The 19,862-nt window shown below is 40.6% G+C and carries 17 protein-coding genes and 1 tRNA gene; 12 read left to right on the top strand and 6 right to left on the bottom strand.

The window, feature by feature from the left end; all coding sequences use genetic code 11:
• Positions 1-12 precede the first annotated feature (12 nt).
• The 6 genes from DWX96_RS11805 to DWX96_RS11780 all read left to right on the top strand — a co-directional run bounded on the left by DWX96_RS11805 (position 13) and on the right by DWX96_RS11780 (position 7,717).
• Positions 13-1,404 (top strand): MATE family efflux transporter, encoded by a 1,392-nt coding sequence (locus DWX96_RS11805; RefSeq protein WP_118057510.1) that lies wholly within the window; start codon positions 13-15, stop codon positions 1,402-1,404.
• A 150-nt stretch (positions 1,405-1,554) separates the two neighbouring features.
• Positions 1,555-3,273: a methyl-accepting chemotaxis protein gene (locus tag DWX96_RS11800; protein WP_118057511.1), complete on the top strand. Its 1,719-nt coding sequence runs from the start codon at positions 1,555-1,557 to the stop codon at positions 3,271-3,273.
• Between the two features lie 85 nt (positions 3,274-3,358).
• On the top strand, positions 3,359-5,047 hold the full coding sequence (locus tag DWX96_RS11795) for an EAL domain-containing protein (RefSeq protein WP_118057512.1): 1,689 nt from the start codon (positions 3,359-3,361) through the stop codon (positions 5,045-5,047).
• Positions 5,048-5,253: 206 nt separating this feature from the next.
• Positions 5,254-6,603, top strand: a complete 1,350-nt coding sequence (locus tag DWX96_RS11790; protein WP_118057513.1) for a hypothetical protein — start codon at positions 5,254-5,256, stop codon at positions 6,601-6,603.
• Between the two features lie 81 nt (positions 6,604-6,684).
• Positions 6,685-6,757: transfer RNA gene (locus tag DWX96_RS11785), tRNA-Lys, on the top strand.
• Positions 6,758-7,081: 324 nt separating this feature from the next.
• Positions 7,082-7,717 carry a DUF1638 domain-containing protein gene (locus DWX96_RS11780; protein WP_118057514.1) on the top strand — a complete coding sequence of 212 codons (636 nt, stop codon included), beginning with the start codon at positions 7,082-7,084 and terminating at the stop codon, positions 7,715-7,717.
• Positions 7,718-7,791: 74 nt separating this feature from the next.
• Here the strand turns inward: DWX96_RS11780 and DWX96_RS11775 are convergent, their stop codons facing one another.
• On the bottom strand, positions 7,792-8,625 hold the full coding sequence (locus DWX96_RS11775) for a bacteriohemerythrin (protein ID WP_118057515.1): 834 nt from the start codon (positions 8,623-8,625) through the stop codon (positions 7,792-7,794).
• Positions 8,626-8,818: 193 nt separating this feature from the next.
• Positions 8,819-9,469, bottom strand: a complete 651-nt coding sequence (gene trmB / locus DWX96_RS11770; RefSeq protein WP_117699115.1) for a tRNA (guanosine(46)-N7)-methyltransferase TrmB — start codon at positions 9,467-9,469, stop codon at positions 8,819-8,821.
• Positions 9,470-9,628: 159 nt separating this feature from the next.
• Between trmB and DWX96_RS11765 the strand changes: the two genes are divergently transcribed.
• Positions 9,629-11,050, top strand: a complete 1,422-nt coding sequence (locus DWX96_RS11765; protein ID WP_118057516.1) for a D-alanyl-D-alanine carboxypeptidase family protein — start codon at positions 9,629-9,631, stop codon at positions 11,048-11,050.
• 194 nt (positions 11,051-11,244) lie between these two features.
• Here DWX96_RS11765 and DWX96_RS11760 read toward each other — a convergent pair whose 3' ends face one another.
• Complete coding sequence (locus DWX96_RS11760; RefSeq protein ID WP_117699117.1) at positions 11,245-11,757, bottom strand: hypothetical protein; 513 nt, start codon at positions 11,755-11,757, stop codon at positions 11,245-11,247.
• Positions 11,758-11,952: 195 nt separating this feature from the next.
• Here DWX96_RS11760 and DWX96_RS11755 point away from each other — a divergent pair, with 195 nt between their 5' ends.
• Together DWX96_RS11755 and DWX96_RS11750 are read left to right on the top strand one after the other, a co-directional pair.
• On the top strand, positions 11,953-12,567 hold the full coding sequence (locus tag DWX96_RS11755; RefSeq protein ID WP_117699118.1) for a type IV toxin-antitoxin system AbiEi family antitoxin domain-containing protein: 615 nt from the start codon (positions 11,953-11,955) through the stop codon (positions 12,565-12,567).
• Positions 12,567-13,436, top strand: a complete 870-nt coding sequence (locus DWX96_RS11750) for a hypothetical protein (RefSeq protein ID WP_147337985.1) — start codon at positions 12,567-12,569, stop codon at positions 13,434-13,436. Before DWX96_RS11755 ends, DWX96_RS11750 begins: the two co-directional genes overlap by 1 nt.
• A gap of 4 nt (positions 13,437-13,440) precedes the next feature.
• Here the strand turns inward: DWX96_RS11750 and mobA are convergent, their stop codons facing one another.
• From mobA to DWX96_RS11735, 3 genes are all read right to left on the bottom strand, one after another.
• On the bottom strand, positions 13,441-14,487 hold the full coding sequence (mobA, locus tag DWX96_RS11745; protein WP_242986267.1) for a molybdenum cofactor guanylyltransferase: 1,047 nt from the start codon (positions 14,485-14,487) through the stop codon (positions 13,441-13,443).
• A 36-nt stretch (positions 14,488-14,523) separates the two neighbouring features.
• Positions 14,524-15,555, bottom strand: a complete 1,032-nt coding sequence (locus DWX96_RS11740) for an ATP-binding protein (RefSeq protein ID WP_158564617.1) — start codon at positions 15,553-15,555, stop codon at positions 14,524-14,526.
• A 595-nt stretch (positions 15,556-16,150) separates the two neighbouring features.
• A complete protein-coding gene (locus DWX96_RS11735; protein ID WP_117697945.1) occupies positions 16,151-16,933 on the bottom strand; it encodes a sporulation initiation factor Spo0A C-terminal domain-containing protein in 783 nt (260 codons plus the stop codon).
• A 393-nt stretch (positions 16,934-17,326) separates the two neighbouring features.
• On the opposite strand from DWX96_RS11735, the gene DWX96_RS11730 reads away from it, so the two are divergent.
• Genes DWX96_RS11730 through DWX96_RS11720 form a run of 3 tightly spaced genes read left to right on the top strand, consistent with a single transcriptional unit; the run spans position 17,327 to position 19,838 of the window.
• Positions 17,327-18,742: an aminotransferase class I/II-fold pyridoxal phosphate-dependent enzyme gene (locus tag DWX96_RS11730; RefSeq protein ID WP_118057519.1), complete on the top strand. Its 1,416-nt coding sequence runs from the start codon at positions 17,327-17,329 to the stop codon at positions 18,740-18,742.
• Positions 18,743-18,798: 56 nt separating this feature from the next.
• Complete coding sequence (locus tag DWX96_RS11725) at positions 18,799-19,389, top strand: guanylate kinase (protein WP_117842276.1); 591 nt, start codon at positions 18,799-18,801, stop codon at positions 19,387-19,389.
• An 8-nt stretch (positions 19,390-19,397) separates the two neighbouring features.
• A complete protein-coding gene (locus DWX96_RS11720) occupies positions 19,398-19,838 on the top strand; it encodes a YaaR family protein (protein ID WP_022244281.1) in 441 nt (146 codons plus the stop codon).
• Positions 19,839-19,862: the final 24 nt, after the last annotated feature.

The raw sequence follows: 19,862 nt of genomic DNA, 5'->3' as shown, positions 1-19,862 counted from the left end.
AGGAAGAAAATCATGTCAAAAGATGAATATTTAATTACAGATGCACCCCTTAAAGCACTGACTGTTTTTGCAATGCCAATGATTTTCGGAAGCTTTTTTCAACAAGTCTACAATATGGCTGATTCAATCATTGTGGGTCAGTTTGTTGGATCTTCTGCCCTTGCGGCTGTTGGTGCCTGTGCTGCCCTTACGAATGTATTCATTTGTATAGCACTTGGTGCAGGTGTAGGTGCAGGTGTACTTGTGAGCCGTTATTTTGGTGCCAGAGATTATAGTAAAATGAAAACAATCGTATCAACATCATTGATTAGTTTTCTGGTTCTTAGCATACTTCTGGGAGTTACTGGCTTTTGTTTTTCACGTTCCATGATGGACTTATTACAGACACCCGCTGATATACTGGAGGAAGCAGTACTATATCTTCGTGTTTATTTTGTGGGATTTCCGTTTCTGTTTATGTACAACATTCTTTCAACGATGTTTACTTCAATCGGTGAATCAAAGATTCCATTATGCCTTTTGATTTTTTCTTCTGTTCTGAATATTATGATGGATCTTTGGATGGTAGCAGGCCTTGGTCTGGGTGTGTTCGGTGCAGCCCTAGCCACGCTTATTGCACAAGGCATTTCGGCAGTATTTTCGTTTTTAATCTTTTTATACCGGATACGCCAGTATAAGAGTCCGGCTCGCTGGTTTGACGGGAGGGAATTACATTCCATGCTCCGCATTGCTGTACCGTCGGTCCTCCAGCAGTCAACAGTGTCAATTGGTATGATGATTGTACAGGCGGTTGTAAATCCGTTTGGTACACAGGCTCTTGCAGGTTATGCGGCAACGATGAGGGTAGAGAATGTTTTTTCACTGATATTTGTGTCCATAGGCAATGCAGTCTCTCCGTATGTTTCCCAGAATCTTGGCGCAAAGAAAATTGGGCGTATCAAAAAAGGATACCACGCTGCACTGGTGTTAGATTTATGTTTTGCAGTCCTTGCTTTTATAGTCATTGAAACACTGCATACACAGATTTCTTCATTATTTCTGGGTAAAGATGGAACAGCGCTGGCATATCAGGTGTCTGGAGATTATATGAGATGGCTCGGCTTCTTTTTCATTTTCATGGGTATCAAGATGGCAACAGACGGAGTTCTTCGGGGACTTGGAATCATGCGTCCATTTCTCATTGCAAATATGGTAAATCTTGCAATTCGTCTGTCAGTTGCTTTGATACTCGCACCGCGTTTTGGCATTGCATTTGTCTGGCTTGCTGTACCGGCTGGCTGGCTTGCAAATTTTCTGATTTCTTATGTGGCACTCAGAAAATCATGGCCAGACGATAAGATGGCTTTTGCTGCTATAGAAGATGGTGCGGCCGTTTTTTTAGAACAATACTGTAAAAAAAAATGACGAAAAACCAAAGTAGGAAGTGTTAAATTTTATAAGAAAAATAGAATCTGAAAATTAGAACTGAAAAATCATTGACTTTTGAAAAAATTCTGATATAACAAGGTCTGGAAAAAAAGAGAAATATAATAAAGAGAAAGGAAATAAGAATCAATGTTTTCACAAAAAGATAAAATGAAAGGGAAATTAGAAAACATGCATCTGCAGGAAAGGATAAACTATGGCTACAGAAAAGTCATTATTATGATGTTAATTTCAGGCTTGCTTTCTATAGTGGTCATAGGTGTTTTATTTGCTAATATGGTACATTATATAGAAAATGTTACTGTAGCAGATCAGGCAGTAAAAATATGTAGAATTAATGTGAATGCGGCAGCAAGAAATATCAGGGAAATGGCATTAGATGATGATACTTCTTCATATGTCAGTTATGAGAAAACAGTAGAAAAGCTGCTGAAAGAAGTTGATTCTGAACTGAAAAATTTAAAGGGAACCGGAATTATTCCTGACTCAGATTATGAGGAATATTCATCAGCCCTTTCGGATTGGGGAAATATTGGTTATTCCATTATAGAAGAAATTAAAAGTGGTGATAAGGAAGAAGCAGTTGATGAAATCATGAATGATTGCACACCTGCATTAAATAAAGCGGTGGAAATCGCAATAAAATTAGATGATATAACAGACCAGGAGAGCAGCAGGGCTGCCAGAACTACATTTATTTTTGCTGCAGCAGGAATTGTATGTATTATAGTGTGTTTAATTTTTGCATGGACACTGACAAAGAAAACAGGTAAAAAAGTCCTGGATACAATTCTTGAACCTTTACGGGCAGTTGAGGATGTCGCAAAGGAACTGACAGAAGGAAATTTACACAGTACGCTGGATTATCGTTCAGAAGACGAGATTGGAAGACTGGCACACAGTATGCGTAAATCAATCCGTATCCTGGGAAGCTATGTAGACGATATTGACCGTGCAATGAAATTGTTTGCAGCAGGAAATTTTGATGTTAAACCGGAAGTAGAGTGGCGGGGAGATTTTGTCGGAATTTTAAATTCTTTTATGCAATTTGAAAAAAGTATAGGAGAAACGATTAGAGGAATTCAAAATGTTTCCAATGAAGTTTCAAATGCAGCAGACCAGGTAGCATCAAGTTCTAATGATCTTGCAGATGGAGCTACAAATCAGGCGGCAGTAGTAGAGGAACTGACAGCAACAGTTGCAGGTGTATTTGAACAGGTAGAAAATAATTCAAAATCTGCAAAAGAAATTAGTGGAAGGGTGGATGAGCTTGGAAATGCCATTTTAGAAAGTAATGGTAAGATGCATGAAATGGTTGATTCCATGAATGAAATTAGTGAAGCATCAAAAGAAATTGACAAAATTATTGCAACAATTAATGAAATTGCTTCCCAAACAAATCTGCTTGCATTGAATGCTTCTATCGAAGCAGCAAGGGCAGGAGAAGCCGGAAAAGGATTTGCAGTTGTAGCAAATCAGGTAAATTCGTTAGCGGATCAGAGTGCCCAGGCAGCGAAAGAATCTGCAATGTTGATTGAAACCTCTGTGAAGGCAGTAGAAAAGGGTATGGTGATTGCAGGACAGACTGCGGCGCAATTGGAAGATGTTGCAGAGAACTCTAAAATAATTACAGAAGAAGTTACAAATATTGCGGAAACGTTAGAAACACAGACAACAGAAATCCAGCAGATTAATGAAGGAATTGAACAAATTAATGATGTTGTACAGACCAATTCTGCAACATCTGAGGAATGTGCAGCTGCCAGCCAGGAGATGAGCAGCGAATCAGAAAATCTGCGTGAAATGATTCGTAAATTTAAATTGGCAGAATCAGAAAAAACAGTATAATACGATAATGATTTCCAGCTATAATTTCTACCACAGAATAGAAAGTTTATCAGTATAAAAATTTTATAAGAAAGGCACTTATACTATGGATACAAACATACGCAGACTGCTCAAGGAAATAGGAGCAGAAGATTTAATAGAAGTATTTGCACCATGTATGGATGACTATCTTTATATTATAGATTTACAGAAAAATACCCTTATCATTTCACAGGCAGCGGTGAAGCGTTTTAAGATGCCGGGCAATTCATTTGATAATGCTGCCGACAGTGTCCGCTATTTTGTATATGAAGAAGACCGCCCGATGATTAGGGAACATTTACAGCGGATTGCGGATGGAAACGAAAAAAATCACAATCTGCATTACAGATGGCTTGATAAAGAAGGGATGCCGGTATGGATTAACTGCCGTGGAAAGGTAATCAATGATAACGATGGAAAACCTCATTATCTTATAGGCTGTGTAAACGAAATTGGAAATATACAGTGGGCAGATAATGTCAGCGGACTTTTGGGTGAAAGAGAAATGCATTCCTTTGTTTCTTCCCATATAAAAGACAGCTCGTCAGTATTTTTAATACATATAGGGATTGATGGATTTAATGCGATTAATGGTACATTAGGCGTAGATTATGGAAATTATGTGTTGAAAAGTGTTGCTGACGGTATCAAGGAATGTCTTTCTGATAACCAGCAGCTGTACCATCTTGTTGCAGATGAGTATATGATTGTTGATCTGGAAAGCCATACAAGAGATGATGTTATGCTATTGCAGAAGGAAATATGTAAAAAAATAGAAGATTTTATTATTTCTGAAAAATATAAGGTGGTTTTTACAGTATCTACCGGAATTATTCATGCAACGAAGCTTTTAAAATATTATGACGAGTATCGTAAAATAGCGGTTTTCTCTTTAAAACAGGCAAAATCCATGGGAGGAAACGGAGTATATTTTTTTGAAAAAGAAGATTATAAGTTATTTTTAAAAAAAGAGAAAATAAAAAGTGCACTTCGAGGTGCCGTGACAAATGAATTTGAAGGATTTGAAGTATACTATCAGCCGATTATAGATTGTTCCTTGGGAAATATAATTGGTGCGGAAGCGCTTATGAGGTTTTCCATGTATTCAGGTGGAAAAAAAGAAAGTATCTCGCCTGTGGAATTTATACCATTACTGGAAGAAACCGGGCTTATTATTCCGGCTGGAAGATTTGTATTAAATGAAGCTGCGGCAATGTGCCATGAAATGCGGCAGTATATACCGGGATTTAAGGTTAATGTAAATATATCTTATATTCAGATGATGAAAAGTGATATCTGGAAGGACATACTTTCGTCTATAGAACAATATAATCTTCCGCCGGAGAGCCTGTGTGCGGAACTGACAGAAAGCGGATATACGGATATGACACCGTATTTTTATACGCTTCGGAAGAAATTCGAAGAGAAAAAAATACAGTTTATTCTGGATGATTTTGGCACAGGTTTTTCGAATCTACATTGTATTGTAAACATGAATCCTAATTATGTGAAACTGGATAATCATTTTACAGCAAAAGCTATGAGTCAAACAAGGGATTTTGAGCTGTTAAAAAAAATAGTTGAACTGGTACATAGTGTAGATATCAAAATATGTATAGAAGGTATAGAAAAAGAAGAGTGGTATCAAAAGCTGAAAGAAATACATGCTGATTATCTGCAGGGCTATCTTTTTGGCAGACCATGTGATAAAAATCAGTTTTTAAATCAGTTCATATGTAAAGGTATCAACTAGCAAACTATCTTAATTTTCATTTCTATTTTGGAAAAGGCTTCTTGAAGGAAAATTCTACCTGTGATAAAATAAAATTAATTATACTTACAGGGAAAGTAAGTAGCCGGCTGCAGGACATATCCAGGGAACTGCCAGTATAGTGGCAGGTTTTTACGGTTTGCTCCTGCTATTTAGCGAAAAATAAAAAATCATGGAGGATTTTTACAATGGAAGAAGCAAAGCAGAACATCAAACAAAAGAAGGATTCTTACAATCTGAGAATTGTGACGGCTGTACTGGTATTAACAGTGCTGGTTTTAGGGGAATTATATGTGATGATTAACTATCCGTCCAATTATGTGGCATTGATTGTACTTACAGTTGTAGCACTGGCTGATATTTATATTCTGATTGCCAGTGCAATCCAGAAAAATTATAAGAAAGAGATTGACCAGTACGAACAGTATGATAATCTGTTTAAGTCAGAAAAAGCTTCTTATCTTGTAACCCGCAAATCTTTTGAAGATATTGCGGATCAGCTTGATCGTATCGAAGAGGCAGCCGGTTCACCGACAAAGGACATCATAGATGCACAGAAATCCATTGCCAAAGTTACCATAAGCCGTAACAAAGAAAATTCCGATGCATTGATGAATTCCAACGACAAATTATTAGAGCAGATATTTAATCTTTCCGACCGTCTGGATAATCTTGAGAAGAACGTGTTAGAGCAGCAGCGTATCATAGTTGAGAATGCCAATAAAGACCTTCTGCTAAAACAGCAGGAAATGGCAGCTTTCGTGAAAGAAATGGAATTATCCATCCACAATACCATATTAGCTGAAGTTGGAAAAATAAATGGTGCGCCAGCTGTTGCTTATACAGCAGCGCCGGTACAGCCATCATCAGCCGCACCAGTTGAGGAAGTAACACCGGAAGAACCGGAAGCACCAATCGACGAAGTGATGCCGGAAGAACCGAAAGCACCAATCGACGAAGTGATGCCGGAAGAACCGGAAGCCCCAATCAATGAAGTGATGCCGGAGGAACCGGCAACAGAACCGGAGACAGCTGCAGAGGATATGCCGGATTTAGCAGAAGATGATTTATTAAATATAGATGCTTTATTCGGAAATGACGAAGCAGCTGAAACTACAAAAGAAGTAGCAGAAGAAACCGGATCTGCAGAAGAAAACAATGAACCGGAACCAGAAGAACCAGTTGGTTTTGATGATACACTTGGATTTGCAGATGAAGAACCGGAAGAACCTGCATTTACAGAAGAAATGGTAAATACCATTGATGAACCGGTTATGGAAATGAATTCCGACCCGAATCATATGATGACACCGGAAGAGATTGCAGCTTTGATTGCAAATGCAGATTCAGCAGCTGAAGAAGCACCAGTTGTAACAGAAGATGCTATTTCAGAAGAATCTGAGCCGATAACGGAAGAGGAACCTGTGTCAGAACCGGTTGTGGAAGAACCGGCAGCAGAGCCTGTTATCGAGGCAAATTCTGCCCCGAATCATATGATGACACCGGAAGAAATTGCGGCATTATTTGCTAATATGTAATTTACAAAATTTTTAAAAAAAATAAAAAATTACTTGCAATTCGATAAATTCTATTATATAATAGTCCTTGCGTTAAGCAATGCGCCACTAGCTCAGCTGGCAGAGCACCTGACTCTTAATCAGGGTGTCCAGGGTTCGAACCCCTGGTGGCGCATGTAAAGTACCGATTTTGTGGACGTGGAGCCATGGGGTTGGTGCTTTTTTTTGTTATAAAAAATCCGTAAGAAGCTGCCCGTGGCAGGTTCTGTAGATGTAAATAAGGAATGATGAAGATATCGTTTATTTGTTCAGTATATTTTTTACTTCTTTCAAAGACCTTTGAATTGTAGTAAATTTAGTATGCAGGGCAGGCTTACGGTAGGAAAAAAGCAAAGCCTTTCTGGAAAAGCAGTTTGATTTGAATTTCATGAGGCATACCCTTTTTTAGATATTATATGCAAAAGGATATAGAAAAATATATAAATATAGAGGAAATCATTTGGAAAAGAAAATTCTGATTGCCTGTGCAATGCAGCAGGATGAAATTGAAAAGTACAGAAAACAATTAAATATAACATATCCTGTTGTATATCTGCAACGTGGATTGCATAGAAACCCGTCTGTATTAAGAAATCTGCTGCAGCAGGAGATTGACAGGCACCAGGATGTGGATATAATCCTGATCACCTATGGATTGTGCGGGCGGGGCACGGAAGGGATTGTGAGCTGGAATACCGAGCTTGTAATGCCACGTTTCCACGACTGCATCCACCAGCTTTTGGAGAATCATGTGGATAAGAATTCTCTTTATGCGACAAGAGCGTGGACAATTGACAAGGAGTCCATTGGAGGCCAGTGCAGTACCGTTCTTGCTGCTTATGGCAGAGAACGGGGGATGGAAGTTTTAGATACAATCTATGGCGGTTATGAGAAGATTACTTTAATAGATACGCAAAGCTATGATATAAAGAAAACCAAAGATGGACTGAAAAGACCTGCAGAACTTCTAAATAAGAAGCTGGCGGTGGAGCCATCCGACTGCAATATTATAAGAAAGCTTTTATCTGGAAAATGGGATTGTAATTTCGTTCATCTTGAAAAAGGAGAGCGTGTCACAGAAAGACACTTTATATAAGAAAACCGACGCCCTGACTTAGAATAAAATCTAATATCAGGAAGCCGGTTTTATGCTGTATGCTCTGCAGTTTATTATTTTTTCATTTCGTCCATATAGACAGCAATTTTTTTATCCATACCAATAATATGGTTGGATAACCAGCCCAGCAGGAACTGGATCAGTTCCAGAAGATAAGTCTGCTGGTTATTGTCCATATCGTCAAGTTCTGAGAGGTCAATTTCTACCAGGCGTTCAACGAAAGCAGTGTGGGCACGCTTCTGGGCAGCCAGTTCCGGATAGTGCATCTTCTCCATCAGCATTTCCTCATCAGCAAAATGAAATTGTGTATAATCCTTTAATTCCACTAAAAGCCGCATAATTTCATCATATTTGTCATGCAGCAGATCGTTTTGAATCAGGTCATTGGTCTCTTTTATAATCTCAAAGAGACGGCGGTGCTCTTTATCTACAAGGTCAATGCCGGTCTTGTATTTGTCCGTAAAGGCAAATGGGTCTTCGGAAGTCCCTTCAACTGCGGACATTTTTCCAATCATCATATCACTGCTTAAGATATGGTGGTACAGCCAGCGTACCAGATAGGAAAGCAGTTCTTCGAAAGATGCTCTGGCAGCCTCTTTTGAGGACTTATCTAAAATAAAGGAATTGATTTTCTCAGCAAATTCAGCATGTTCCTTTTTCTGAAGAGGAAGCTCCGGGTCATGAATCTGTTCCATATAAGCCTCTTCATGGGCGAAATGTGTATTCGCATAATCCTTCAGATGAAGAAGCAGGCTCTGGGCAATTCCGGAAATATCTTCGGTTGTTTTAACAAGGGAAAGAGCATCATTTATCATCTGGAATAATTTGCGGTGTTCCTCATCTATTTGTGGAATATGAATCATACAATCTTCTGTGAATTCGTACATGGTATACATCTCCTTACATTGTATCAATGATTTGTGCTACGATGTATTATAAACCCTCAGAAGATAAGCCACAATAAAAAAAGAAAAATTTATAAAAATTTCACTGATAAACCAACTCCGGATGCTCAGGCAAATGGTTCATCTCATGGGTCATGCATCCGGCAGTGTCCGTGCACTGGCACTATCGGAAAGGTCATAAAGGAATATTTCTGGAAGTAATCAGCTTGCAGATAGGATTTCCCCTGGAAGAGAATTTCTCTTCGTATTCGGTCATAATATTGCCTTCGTTCATGGCAGTATCATGGTGTAAATCCCTTGTAAATGCGTCCAGATTCCAGCCTGCAGCATCGATTTCTTCTAAGGAGAAGTCAAAAAGTCCTACGTTATCGGTCTTAAACTCAATCTGTCCGTCATCTTTTAAGACTTTGTCATAGCGCTCTAAGAACTGGCGGGAGGTCAGTCTTCTTTTGGCATGGCGGTCCTTTGGCCATGGGTCGGAGAAATTGAGATAAATGCGGTCTAACTCGCCCTTTTCGAAGAAGTCCGGCAGAAGTGCCGCATCTTCACACAGAAGGCGTAAGTTTGGCAGTGGATTTTCTTCCAATTTCTGGAGTCCGCGATACAATACGCTTTCGTAACGTTCCATGCCAAGATAGTTGATATCCGGATTCCGGGCAGCTAAGTCCATGATAAAGCGTCCCTTGCCCATGCCGATTTCAATGCGGATCGGGTGGTCATTTCCAAATATTTCATTCCAGTGTCCTTTATGGGAAGCGGCATCCTTGATACAGAGGTCACTGGCTTCTACAGCCGGCGCAGCCGCCGGGATATTGCGAAGTCTCATAATATGAAATCCTTTCTACTTATATATATCTTTCGAAAACAATTTATCATATTTATGGTTTAAAAGAAAGAGAATTGTGAATATTAATGGAAAGGTATTGCACCATGGAAATGGATTGATATATACTTAAAGGTAAGAATGATTTAGGAGCAGCAGAAAATGAAAAAGAAAAAGAGAATATTAAGTTTCGGACTGGCAGTGTGCTGTTTTGTCGGCTTATTGGGTATAAACACACAAAAGGTAAAGGCGGCAGAGTACTGGCCCCAGGACCCGGAAACCGAATCACCCAATGCGATTGTGATGGAAGAGAGCACAGGAACGGTTCTTTATGATAAGAATTCCACGGAGCAGCATTGTCCGGCAAGTATCACGAAGATTATGACCACGCTTCTGGCACTGGAAAATTGTTCGCTGGATGAGACAGTAACATTTTCCAAAGAGGCGGTTTATAACACCCATGGTTCCGGAATCTCCAGGGATGTGGGAGAGCAGATGACCATGGAGGAATGCCTTTATGCAGTCATGCTGGAGTCTGCCAATGAATGTGCCTATGCGGTAGCGGAGCATGTAGGCGGAACCGTTGAGAATTTCGTTCAGATGATGAATGACAAAGCGGCAGAGTTAGGTTGTGTGAATACACATTTTAACAATCCACACGGACTATCTGAGGGAGAGGATGCAACCCTTCACTACACCTGCTGTTATGATATGGCACTGATTGCAAAGGCGGCTTACCAGAATGAGACTTTCCGTGCGATTACAGCAACAAAGACCTATCAGATTCCACCAACCAACAAGCATGATGAGATCACCTATCTGCAGAATCATAATGAAATGATTCATGCCTTTAAAACCAGAGGACAGTATCTATATGAATACTGTGTAGGTGGTAAGACCGGATACACCACAGCGGCAAACAGTACGCTGGTTACCTTTGCAGAAAAGGACGATATGACACTTATCTGTGTCATTATGAATGCCCAGTCGCCAGCGCAGTGGACAGACAGTATTGCATTGTATAATTATTATTTTGAGAACTTTTCGCTATATAATGTAGCTCAGAATGAGACAAGGCTTGAAAATGGAGAAATGGATACAGGAATGCTCAATACCAATTCCTCCTTTGTAAAGATAGATCCGGCGGGAAATATCGTTCTGCCAAAGAGTGCAGAATTCAGTGAAGCTGCGCCGGCAGTAAGCTATGATAATACTTCGGATGATGTGTTGGCAAATATCAGATATACATTTGCAGGACATGATGTAGGCGGTGCGGATATTGTTTCCACCGGAGTAAAAGCAGATACGTTCTCTTTTGATAATGTAAAATCAGAAGAGATTTCTACGGAAGCAGGAACCAGGACCACTACGAAGCATAAGTTCCAGATAAACATCTTGAAAGTGTTATTGGGAATTCTCGGTATCGCAGCCCTTGTGGTCATAGCATTTCTGATTCGGAGATTTGCGGATAATTTCTATATTATCAGACACAAATATTTCTCAAAGAGCAGACCGGATAAGCGTTACAAAACTATAAAGAGAAACTATCGCAGCAAGAGAAGACGGCACAGAAGAAGAAAATAGTCTCGAAAATTGCTATAGAACAACTGAAAAAGACAAGAATAAAAAGAAACGACAATATTTAAATTTAAATATTGTCGTTTTACGTTATCTTGGACATTAAAGTTAGGACGAGATATATTCTGATAATTTGTGGATAAATCCATTATTATTCTGTTATCGTAGCAGAGTTATCCACACTATTTGGATAATTATCATCAATTTGTGGATAACAGAGTCTGGAGGTAGGAAAGGATACGGCTGCGCTCCCTGGTGTAGATAATGATACCATTATAAGCCTTTACCATAGTATCATAATGTCCCTTTAAGCTGATGGAAGAACTTAAAGTATACATCAGATAATCGGCAAGCTCGGTTGGTACTTCAATCAGTACCGGTTCGGATTCCTCCAGACTTTTTAAAGAAGCTTCACTGGATTGCAGCAGGCGGCTGATTTCTTTGTCCTGCTCAAATTGCTCGGATGTTTTATTTACAATAAAGTAACCTCTCTCATCCCGGGGCATATCCATTGCCTTGATGGCACGCTGCACCTGTTTGGTCAGTGCATCGGAAGCGGGGTACAGGGACTGGAAATATCCCATAAAATCTGAAGCTTGCCGGAAATGTTCATTGCAGCCCTTTTCTAATACTTCTGTGACCAGAATACGTTTGATAATCTTCTGGCAGGTTTCCCGGGAAGGGTTTTTTCGGGTAGTATTTTCTGTTTGCATAAATACCTCATTTATCAAAAACAAGCGTATATTCGAATAGACATATGCGACATTAAATATTGTTCCAAATAAATTATACGACAAGAAAATAACTTTTACAACGACAAATTAAAAAAATGGGACAAATTGCAACAGAAATTGACAAGCGGCAAAAATTAACTTATACTAGAAGAAAAATGCGAAGGAGCGATATCTATGAATGCGAAGCAGAAAGAGCAGACCATTGAAGAGATAAAGAAGCTTTTAGAAGAAAATAATGGCATTGTGAAAGCCGAAAAATTATATCCTTTGGGATTGACCTATAAAAGTATTCAGGGACTGGTGAAAGCCGGCATACTTGACCATGTAAAGAGTGGATATTATTCCATGGGGTATGAAGAGAAGCCGCAGGAAGAAATTATTCTGGGACTGTTTCCGGATGGGATCTTATGTATGGACAGCGCCCTTTACTATTACGGTTATATTGAGAAGCGTCCTTATGAATGGAGTATTGCCATCAGCAAGAATACTTCGAAGTCAAGGTTCCGCATGGAATACCCGGTGGTGAAACCATATTATACAGAGCCGGAAGTCATGGAGCTTGGTGTAACGGCCATTCCTTTTGCCGGTGGCGAGATGAAGATTTATGAAAAAGAGCGTCTTATCTGTGACTGCCTCAAGTACGAGGAACGTCTGGAGCGGGAGGATTTAAAGAAGGCGCTGCTGGCATTTATCAATGAGCCAAAGAAAGATATTGCAAAATTAATGGAATATGCCAGAGCCCGCAAGGTTGTGGCAAAGATTCAGAGCAGAATTGGAGTGTGGCTGTAGTGGCAGAGTGCATACTGAGAGAATCATTGATCCGGCAGAGAAGTGAGGACTTGCAAATCCCTTTTGTGGACCTGCTTCCTTCTGCAGTAACCGAGTATTTTCTATATCAGATAAGTAAATCAACATTTGCAGAGAAGCTTTATCTTAGAAATGGCAGCAGCCTCGGTGTGGAGAATTACCGCCGGAAGAGAGTCTTTTCCCTTTCCTATTATTATCAGGTGGTAAAGGATGAGCATTTAACGGAAATGCAGTTAGGGCAGCTCATGAAAGAGGTGTTAAGCCGGAAGCCGGAGTATGTCTATCAGATAGAGAAAGAAAGGGCGGGAAGCTATCAAATAGAGGTGCTGGCAAAATCAAAGGAGCATGAAGTTCCCATTACCCTGCGTTTTCAGGAGCTTCGGGACGAGCAGATGCAGCCTGCCCATGGAGAATTGCCATTTTTCTTACAGGAGAATACGGTAATAAAGTTTCTGCAATATCCTTATGAGCAGGTTGTGGCAGAGAATTTTGTGGAAATTTTAGAGAAAATGGAATTAATCAACGACCTGTCCTGCTATGAAGAAATTTATGGAATCTTAAAGAAAGAGGCGTTAGATGGCAGAAAGGTTGAGCAGCAGATTATTGAAATTGGAACAAAGAGAGAGCTGGCCTTTGGAAAAGACCGGCTGGATACCGTCCTTCACTATAAGGATTATACTTATATGAAGCGGAAATGGGCGGCATACTTAAAGCGGGAGCGAAAAAAAGAGCCGGACTGGGCGGAAGTGATGACTCTTTTGGAAGCCTTCTTTCCACCAGTCTGGCGTGCAATTATCAAAGATGAAATTTTTATCGGAGACTGGATGCCGGAGCTTTGCCGTTTCCTGTAGATACTTAATGGCTATAGTCGCGGATCAGCGTCTTTAAGAAGCCAAGAAGTGACTTTGGCTTGCGGAAGTCAAAGCAAGGAACTTCTTCGCATTTGTAACCGAAATCACTGGCGATGGCAACAAGACCGGAAAGGGGATGCAGCGGAGTCTCATTTAACTCACTGCTCAAAAGCTCGATTTTAAAGCAGTCTTCATCTTCTAAATCGCAGGTGAGGATGAGGTCTACATTTGTAATATTGGAAAAATCTTTTTCTGAATCAAAGATGGCAGCCTTAATGCCATCTTTTTTTAATGCCTCCAATAGCTGGATGCAGAAGGTCTTTTTATCAATAATGGAATCCCCCACCAGCGATACCACGGGAATAAAAGAAGCAATATTGCCTGTTGCCGGAAGCTCCAGATTGCTGTCTTCATCAAAAAGCTCTCCCCGTTCGGAAAGCAGCTTTAAGGCATGATAATAATGGGTGCGGGTATTGATGTTAAAAAATTGTTCATTCAGTGGAACCGGACATATATTTGCCAGCTCGTTTTCCGGGATATAGCCGGCATTGCATTTCTCATGAAGCCGGTTAAAGGAATATTGGTGAAAGAGCATGGCTTTTCCCACCTGCGGAATGCAGCTTTTAGAATAGACTGCGGAAAGAGTCTCCAACTGGTCATTGGCGCGCTCAATCGCCCAGATAGGATGCTCCTGTGGCTGTGACAGCAGGTAAAGCCCCAGTGCCGGTTCTACAAAAGGTGTATCTACGGAAATGAAGAAGGCACGTTCCTCAGAAATCATGGAAAGTGCGCTGAAGATACCGGACAGCGGACCGGCATTTCCATAGATGTCTCCAATGGTTGTCACCGGAAGATTCAGATGCGCATAATCATTTTTCTGCTGGACAGAAAGGTAGATTTTCGGAAAATCCGGCTGAAATTTCCGGACCAGATATTCAATCAGGCAGCAGTCCCCAAAAGGGAGCAAAGCCTTGTCCGTTCCAATTCTTGTACTTTTCCCACCACATAGTATAACCAGTGCATGACTCATAACATTTACCTCATGTAACATTTTACCTTCTCAAAAGTTCTTCCATCATAACATAAATCAGTCTGACTGTAAAACAAACATATCATTTCGCATATGTACCCGTTCAATTTCATTACGGCGGTAGGTCTGAATCAGATAGTGATTTTTCCGGTCAAAGACCAGGGAAATTTTTTTTGTAAATGTGGAAGTTCCCGGTGCATATTCGATGATGTGCCGGGATGCACGGTACTGTTTCTTTATTTTCCAGATGTCCATAAGACCGATTCCGCTGCCGCCACTGTCCTTGTGGGTGGTGTGCCGGGTCTGACCAAAGTCCTCAAAGAGCTGCACATCAAAGGCATTCCCACTGTCAGAAATCTCCAGGGTGGAAGTATCTTCGTCATGGCAAAGGCAGACAGAAAGACTGCGCACCTCATTATCACCAATGGCAATCATGGCATTTTCCAGCAAATCCGCCAGAAGGTGGGAAAGGTCTTCCCCGGAAATGATATCTTCCGTCATTTTTACAATATTGCCTGTGATATGCATGGAAAAGTTGATATTTTGTGCCAGGGCACGCTGCTGCATATAGGTAAAAAGCGCATCTAAAACACAGACCCCGGTCACCGGAAGAGCGTGTTCATCATGGCGGTAGGAGTTCAGCGTACCTTTCCGATCCTGTGCCATGGTCTTTAACCCGCTGGCAAGCTGTTCGCCCTTCTTTCTGGTATCACCGTCTGTGGTTCCAGCTTCTAAATATTCGCAGACAGCAAGTTCCATTGCCGGAATCAGCTTGTTATCTTTATGAATAATCTTAGCCAGGGCATCATTATTTTCCTCTAATTTCCGGATGCGGTTATCTTTCTCAATGAGTTCATTTTGTAAAGCCTTAAGCTCCGCCTGCCGCAGCTTCTCCCGGTAGTCACGGGTAATCCGGAACCGCCACCAGCAATAAAGCAGAAGTCCAATCAGGAAAAGGGCAATGAGGAGAAAGAGGAACTGCATGTCAGGAATTGAATCATAAAAGCTGATTATGGTAACAATGAGCAGAATAAAACAGCTTAAGATAAAACCTGTGGCAGAAGAGCCGATTTGATAGAGAAATGGCATGCCACGGCGGAGCCTTTTGATTTTGAAAAGAAGGAATATTAAGAGCAATTCAAGAAGTCCACCTGAAATTTGAATCAGAGCATATGGCAGGTTGTAATTTCCATAAAAGAAGGGTAATAGTGCGAATCCTATAAGAACACCTGAAATTGCAAGAAAAATGAAATTTACACTAAGAGAAATGGTAAAGGATAGCAGACTTAATGTAAGCTGTATCTTAGTTACCAAAGTAAGTATAAAAGCATTTAAAAGGACAAAGACAGGGATTGCAAATAGAGGCAGACATGCATTGATAAAATTAAATAGGAAAGCTTCACCAATGAATATAAAAGAAAGAAGAATAGCATATTTCTTTTGCGAAAGTTTAAAATTTAATAATTTAAAATATAAATAGTAGCAACATAAAAGGTCAAAGAACCAACGAATTATATTTTGAATCATACAATACCTCATATAAATGTATTAAAAATCATATAAAAACCAACCCGATTTTAAACCTAAGAAATGTTCCGAATTTTTCTATAATCTCCTTACATTTTTGAAAAGGAGGAATAGAAATGGATTGGTTATTAGATTTTATCAAGCAGTTTATCAAACATTAACGTCCATCCGTAATCTTTTCCGCGTAAAAGTAAATGAACTCCTTAATGGTAGGCATTCCGCGGTCAGGATTAATGTGGGCAGTGTAGCAGTTAAGAAGAGTTTCGGTGTCATTGGAATTCCATGCGCGGTTAATGGCATTCTGCATGGCACGTTCCACACTGGAATTACTCTTCTTATACTTGTTACCAAGAATCTGGGAAATGTTTGTGGTCGGTCCATCAATTGTTATCATAATGGCATCGGTCAGATATTTGTAACCAACAACCTTTGGACTGATACCAATGAGCTCCAGTTCCCGGTGGATTCTGCGGATAAGTCCCTGCTCTAAATCTTTTTGATTATCTTTCATATAAGAAGTATTGGATGTGGATTCTGTCATTTCAATCATAGGAAGAAGCTGTTCGAGAAAATCAACAGCAGATTCCGGAGAATACGAATCTTCATATTTGCCGATAATAAAATCAGCACCAAGTCTTCGGGCAGATTCCAGTGTGATTTTGCTGGAGTTGTAAGTGGTAACAAGAATATAAGGCTTTTTCTCTAAGCCCAGTTTATTTAAGTCAGAGAGGAAAAACAGTCCGTTTCCGCCGCCATGATGCAATTCCAGATCAAGAATAACAGCGTCAGGAAGCGTATTCTGTACATATTGAATGCCAACATAAGAATTATTGGTGACGCCGGCTAAATCCATATTATCTTTGGATGCAATATAGTTTGAAATACGATTGCAGGTGTCCATATCATCTTCGATCAATAAAATGTGGAGCGTTTTTTCCATGTATAAGTCCTCCTGATTTACTCATATATCGTTTCAATAAAATAACATTTCACAAGGCATCTTTAAAATTAAGCTTATTATATCTCAAAAACCCCTTTAAAACAACAAAAAACAATACAAACCAACGAAAACCAACAACAAAAGCGTAAAGTTTGTGTTGGAAAAAAGTGGTAAACTACCCAGTAAGGAGTATCGATAAAAAATTTGAGTTGTGTAAAGTTATCATATAGATTCGGGTGGCTGCTTTCAAAGCGGTCACCCGAAAGTCGTTTCTGGCGGGAAAAATCCCTTGTCTTTTCCCCTTTCAAGCCGTACTATAGAAATAGGTATATCAATTAGAAAATCAGCCATTATTCAAAGAGTATGAAACCATAATAACAGACCAGGTGAACCATGACATATATAAAAGACGAATTATGTAAATTGGCATCCTCTGATATGTATCCCCTTCATATGCCGGGACATAAGCGGAGACTGGATTGTGACATCAATCCTTATACATATGACATTACAGAAATAGATGGATTTGATAATCTACATGCCGCAGAAGGAATCATAAAGGAAGCCGAGGAGCGGGCAGCCGCATTATGGGGCGCAAAGAGTTCTTTCTTTCTGGTAAATGGAAGTACCTGCGGTATTTTAGCAGCACTCAGTGCCGCATTACCGAAAAAGGGACATCTTCTGATGGCACGAAACAGCCATAAGGCAGCATATCATGCAGCATATTTAAGAGAGTTACAGGTGACATATCTCTATCCGGTCTTTACAGAATTCGGGATACAGGGTGGAATACTGCCGGAGCAGGTAGAAGCTGCATTAGAAGCGGATGAAAGTATTGAGGCTGTGTTTCTTACATCACCAACCTATGATGGAATCGTATCAGATATAGAAAAAATAGCAGAAATTGCCCATCAGCATGGGATTCCGCTGATTGTGGACGAAGCTCATGGTGCGCATCTTGGCTTTCATCCGTATTTCCCAAAATCAGCTATTACGCTGGGAGCAGATGTGGTAATCCAGAGCCTGCATAAGACGCTTCCGGCACCTACACAGACTGCAATTCTGCATTGGAATTCTTCTTATATAAAGAAGGAACGGTTGGAGTGGTTCTTAAATATCTATGAAACCAGTTCTCCATCCTACTTATTCTTGGCCAGTATAGATGAATGTGTGCGTCTGCTGACGGAAGAGAAAGAGAAGTATTTTGATGCATATGAGAAGCATCTGAAAGACTTTTATGAAAAAGCATCCCATTTTTCTAATGTGGAAGTCATGGGAGAAGTGGATTTAAAAGAGACAGAAGGCTTTGCCAAAGACCCGTCGAAGCTGGTACTCCGTGCCACGAAAGCCGGACTTTCCGGGGAAGAGCTGTATCAGCTGCTCAGGGAGAAATACCATTTGCAGTTAGAGATGTGTCAGGGAGATTATGCGCTGGCAATGACCAGTATTTTTGACAGCGAGGAAGGTTTTGACCGGCTGTATGCGGCACTGGAAGAAATTGATAAAAAAGAAGCCGTAGCAAGAAGAACAATAACGCCGCAGTTTCTGACCGAAGCCTATGCAAAGCGGACGGTCCGCATATCCATTGCAGAAGCGCTGGATGCAAAGACAGCGGAAATGGGGATGAAGGAAAGTGTTGGCAAGACGGCAGGAGCATTTGTCTATCTTTATCCGCCGGGTATCCCGATGTTGGTGCCGGGAGAAGAGATTTCCAAAGAGGCGGTGGCAGTGATAAAAACCTGCCGGGAGAATGCATTTCGTATTCATGGCGTGACTGAGGACGGAAAGATAAAAGTTGTCATTTCCTGAAAATTATTTTATACTAGAAAACAGACGGCAAAACCGTAGAAACAGGAGATTTACACATGGGAAAGATTTTCTGCCTGATGGGCAAGAGCTCAACAGGAAAAGATACCATATATAAGATGCTGCGGGATGAGAAAGCGTTGCAGCTTCAGACGATTGTACCATATACTACCCGGCCGATCCGTGCCGGCGAGGCGGAGGGCGTAGAGTATCATTTTATTGATGAACAAAGGCTTTTGAAGCTCGAAAAAGAAGGAAAAGTCATAGAGCAGCGCGCATATGATACTATATACGGAATCTGGCGCTATGCCACAATTGCAGACGGGCAGGTCAATCTGTCGGAGCACAGTTATCTTCTAATTGGCACCCTTGCCGTGTATACACAGCTTTGTGCCTATTATGGAAAAGACGCAATCGTACCGATATATATAGAAGTAGAAGATGGTTTACGCCTGCAGCGGGCATTGGACCGGGAGCGGATGCAGGATAAGCCAAAGTATACAGAGCTTTGCAGGAGATTTCTTGCAGATGATGCGGATTTTGCAGAAGAAGCATTGGAAAAGGCAGGAATTACCAGACATTTTGAGAATGATAATCTGCAAAAGACAGTAGAGGAAATTGCAGCTTTTGTGCTATCATATAATGGATAGGTGATAAAATGGAGATTAGAGTAAACGACACTGCACCGGTGAATCAGACCACCGGAACCACGCCGGTAGACACCGGAGACGGCAGCTTTAAATTTACATTGACCAGTGCAATCGAAGAGCAGGAGCTTCAGCAGCGGTTGAACAGCCTCTTAGATGACATTACCAAGCAGGGTAATCTTATTGCACAGCATATGGACATCCGGGACATGAAGAAATACCGCGGACTGGTGAAGGATTTCTTAAATGAAGTCGTAACCCGTTCCCATAAATTTTCCAGAGAGAACTTTCTCGACCGGAAAGGCCGTCATCGTGTCTATGGAATCGTCAAGTTGGTGGATAAGAACTTAGACGAACTGGCAGAAGAGCTGGTGAAGGATGAGTCGGACCACATTACCATATTGGATAAAATCGGGGAAATTGCAGGCTTATTGCTGGATATTTTCACGTAAAAACAGGGCAGCCTAAGACAGCAG

The organism is Roseburia sp. AF22-2LB, from assembly GCF_003461125.1.
GTDB lineage: Bacteria > Bacillota > Clostridia > Lachnospirales > Lachnospiraceae > Roseburia_C > Roseburia_C amylophila.
Note: the sequence above shows the minus strand (reverse complement) of the source record. Positions and strands in the feature narration are given on the sequence as shown.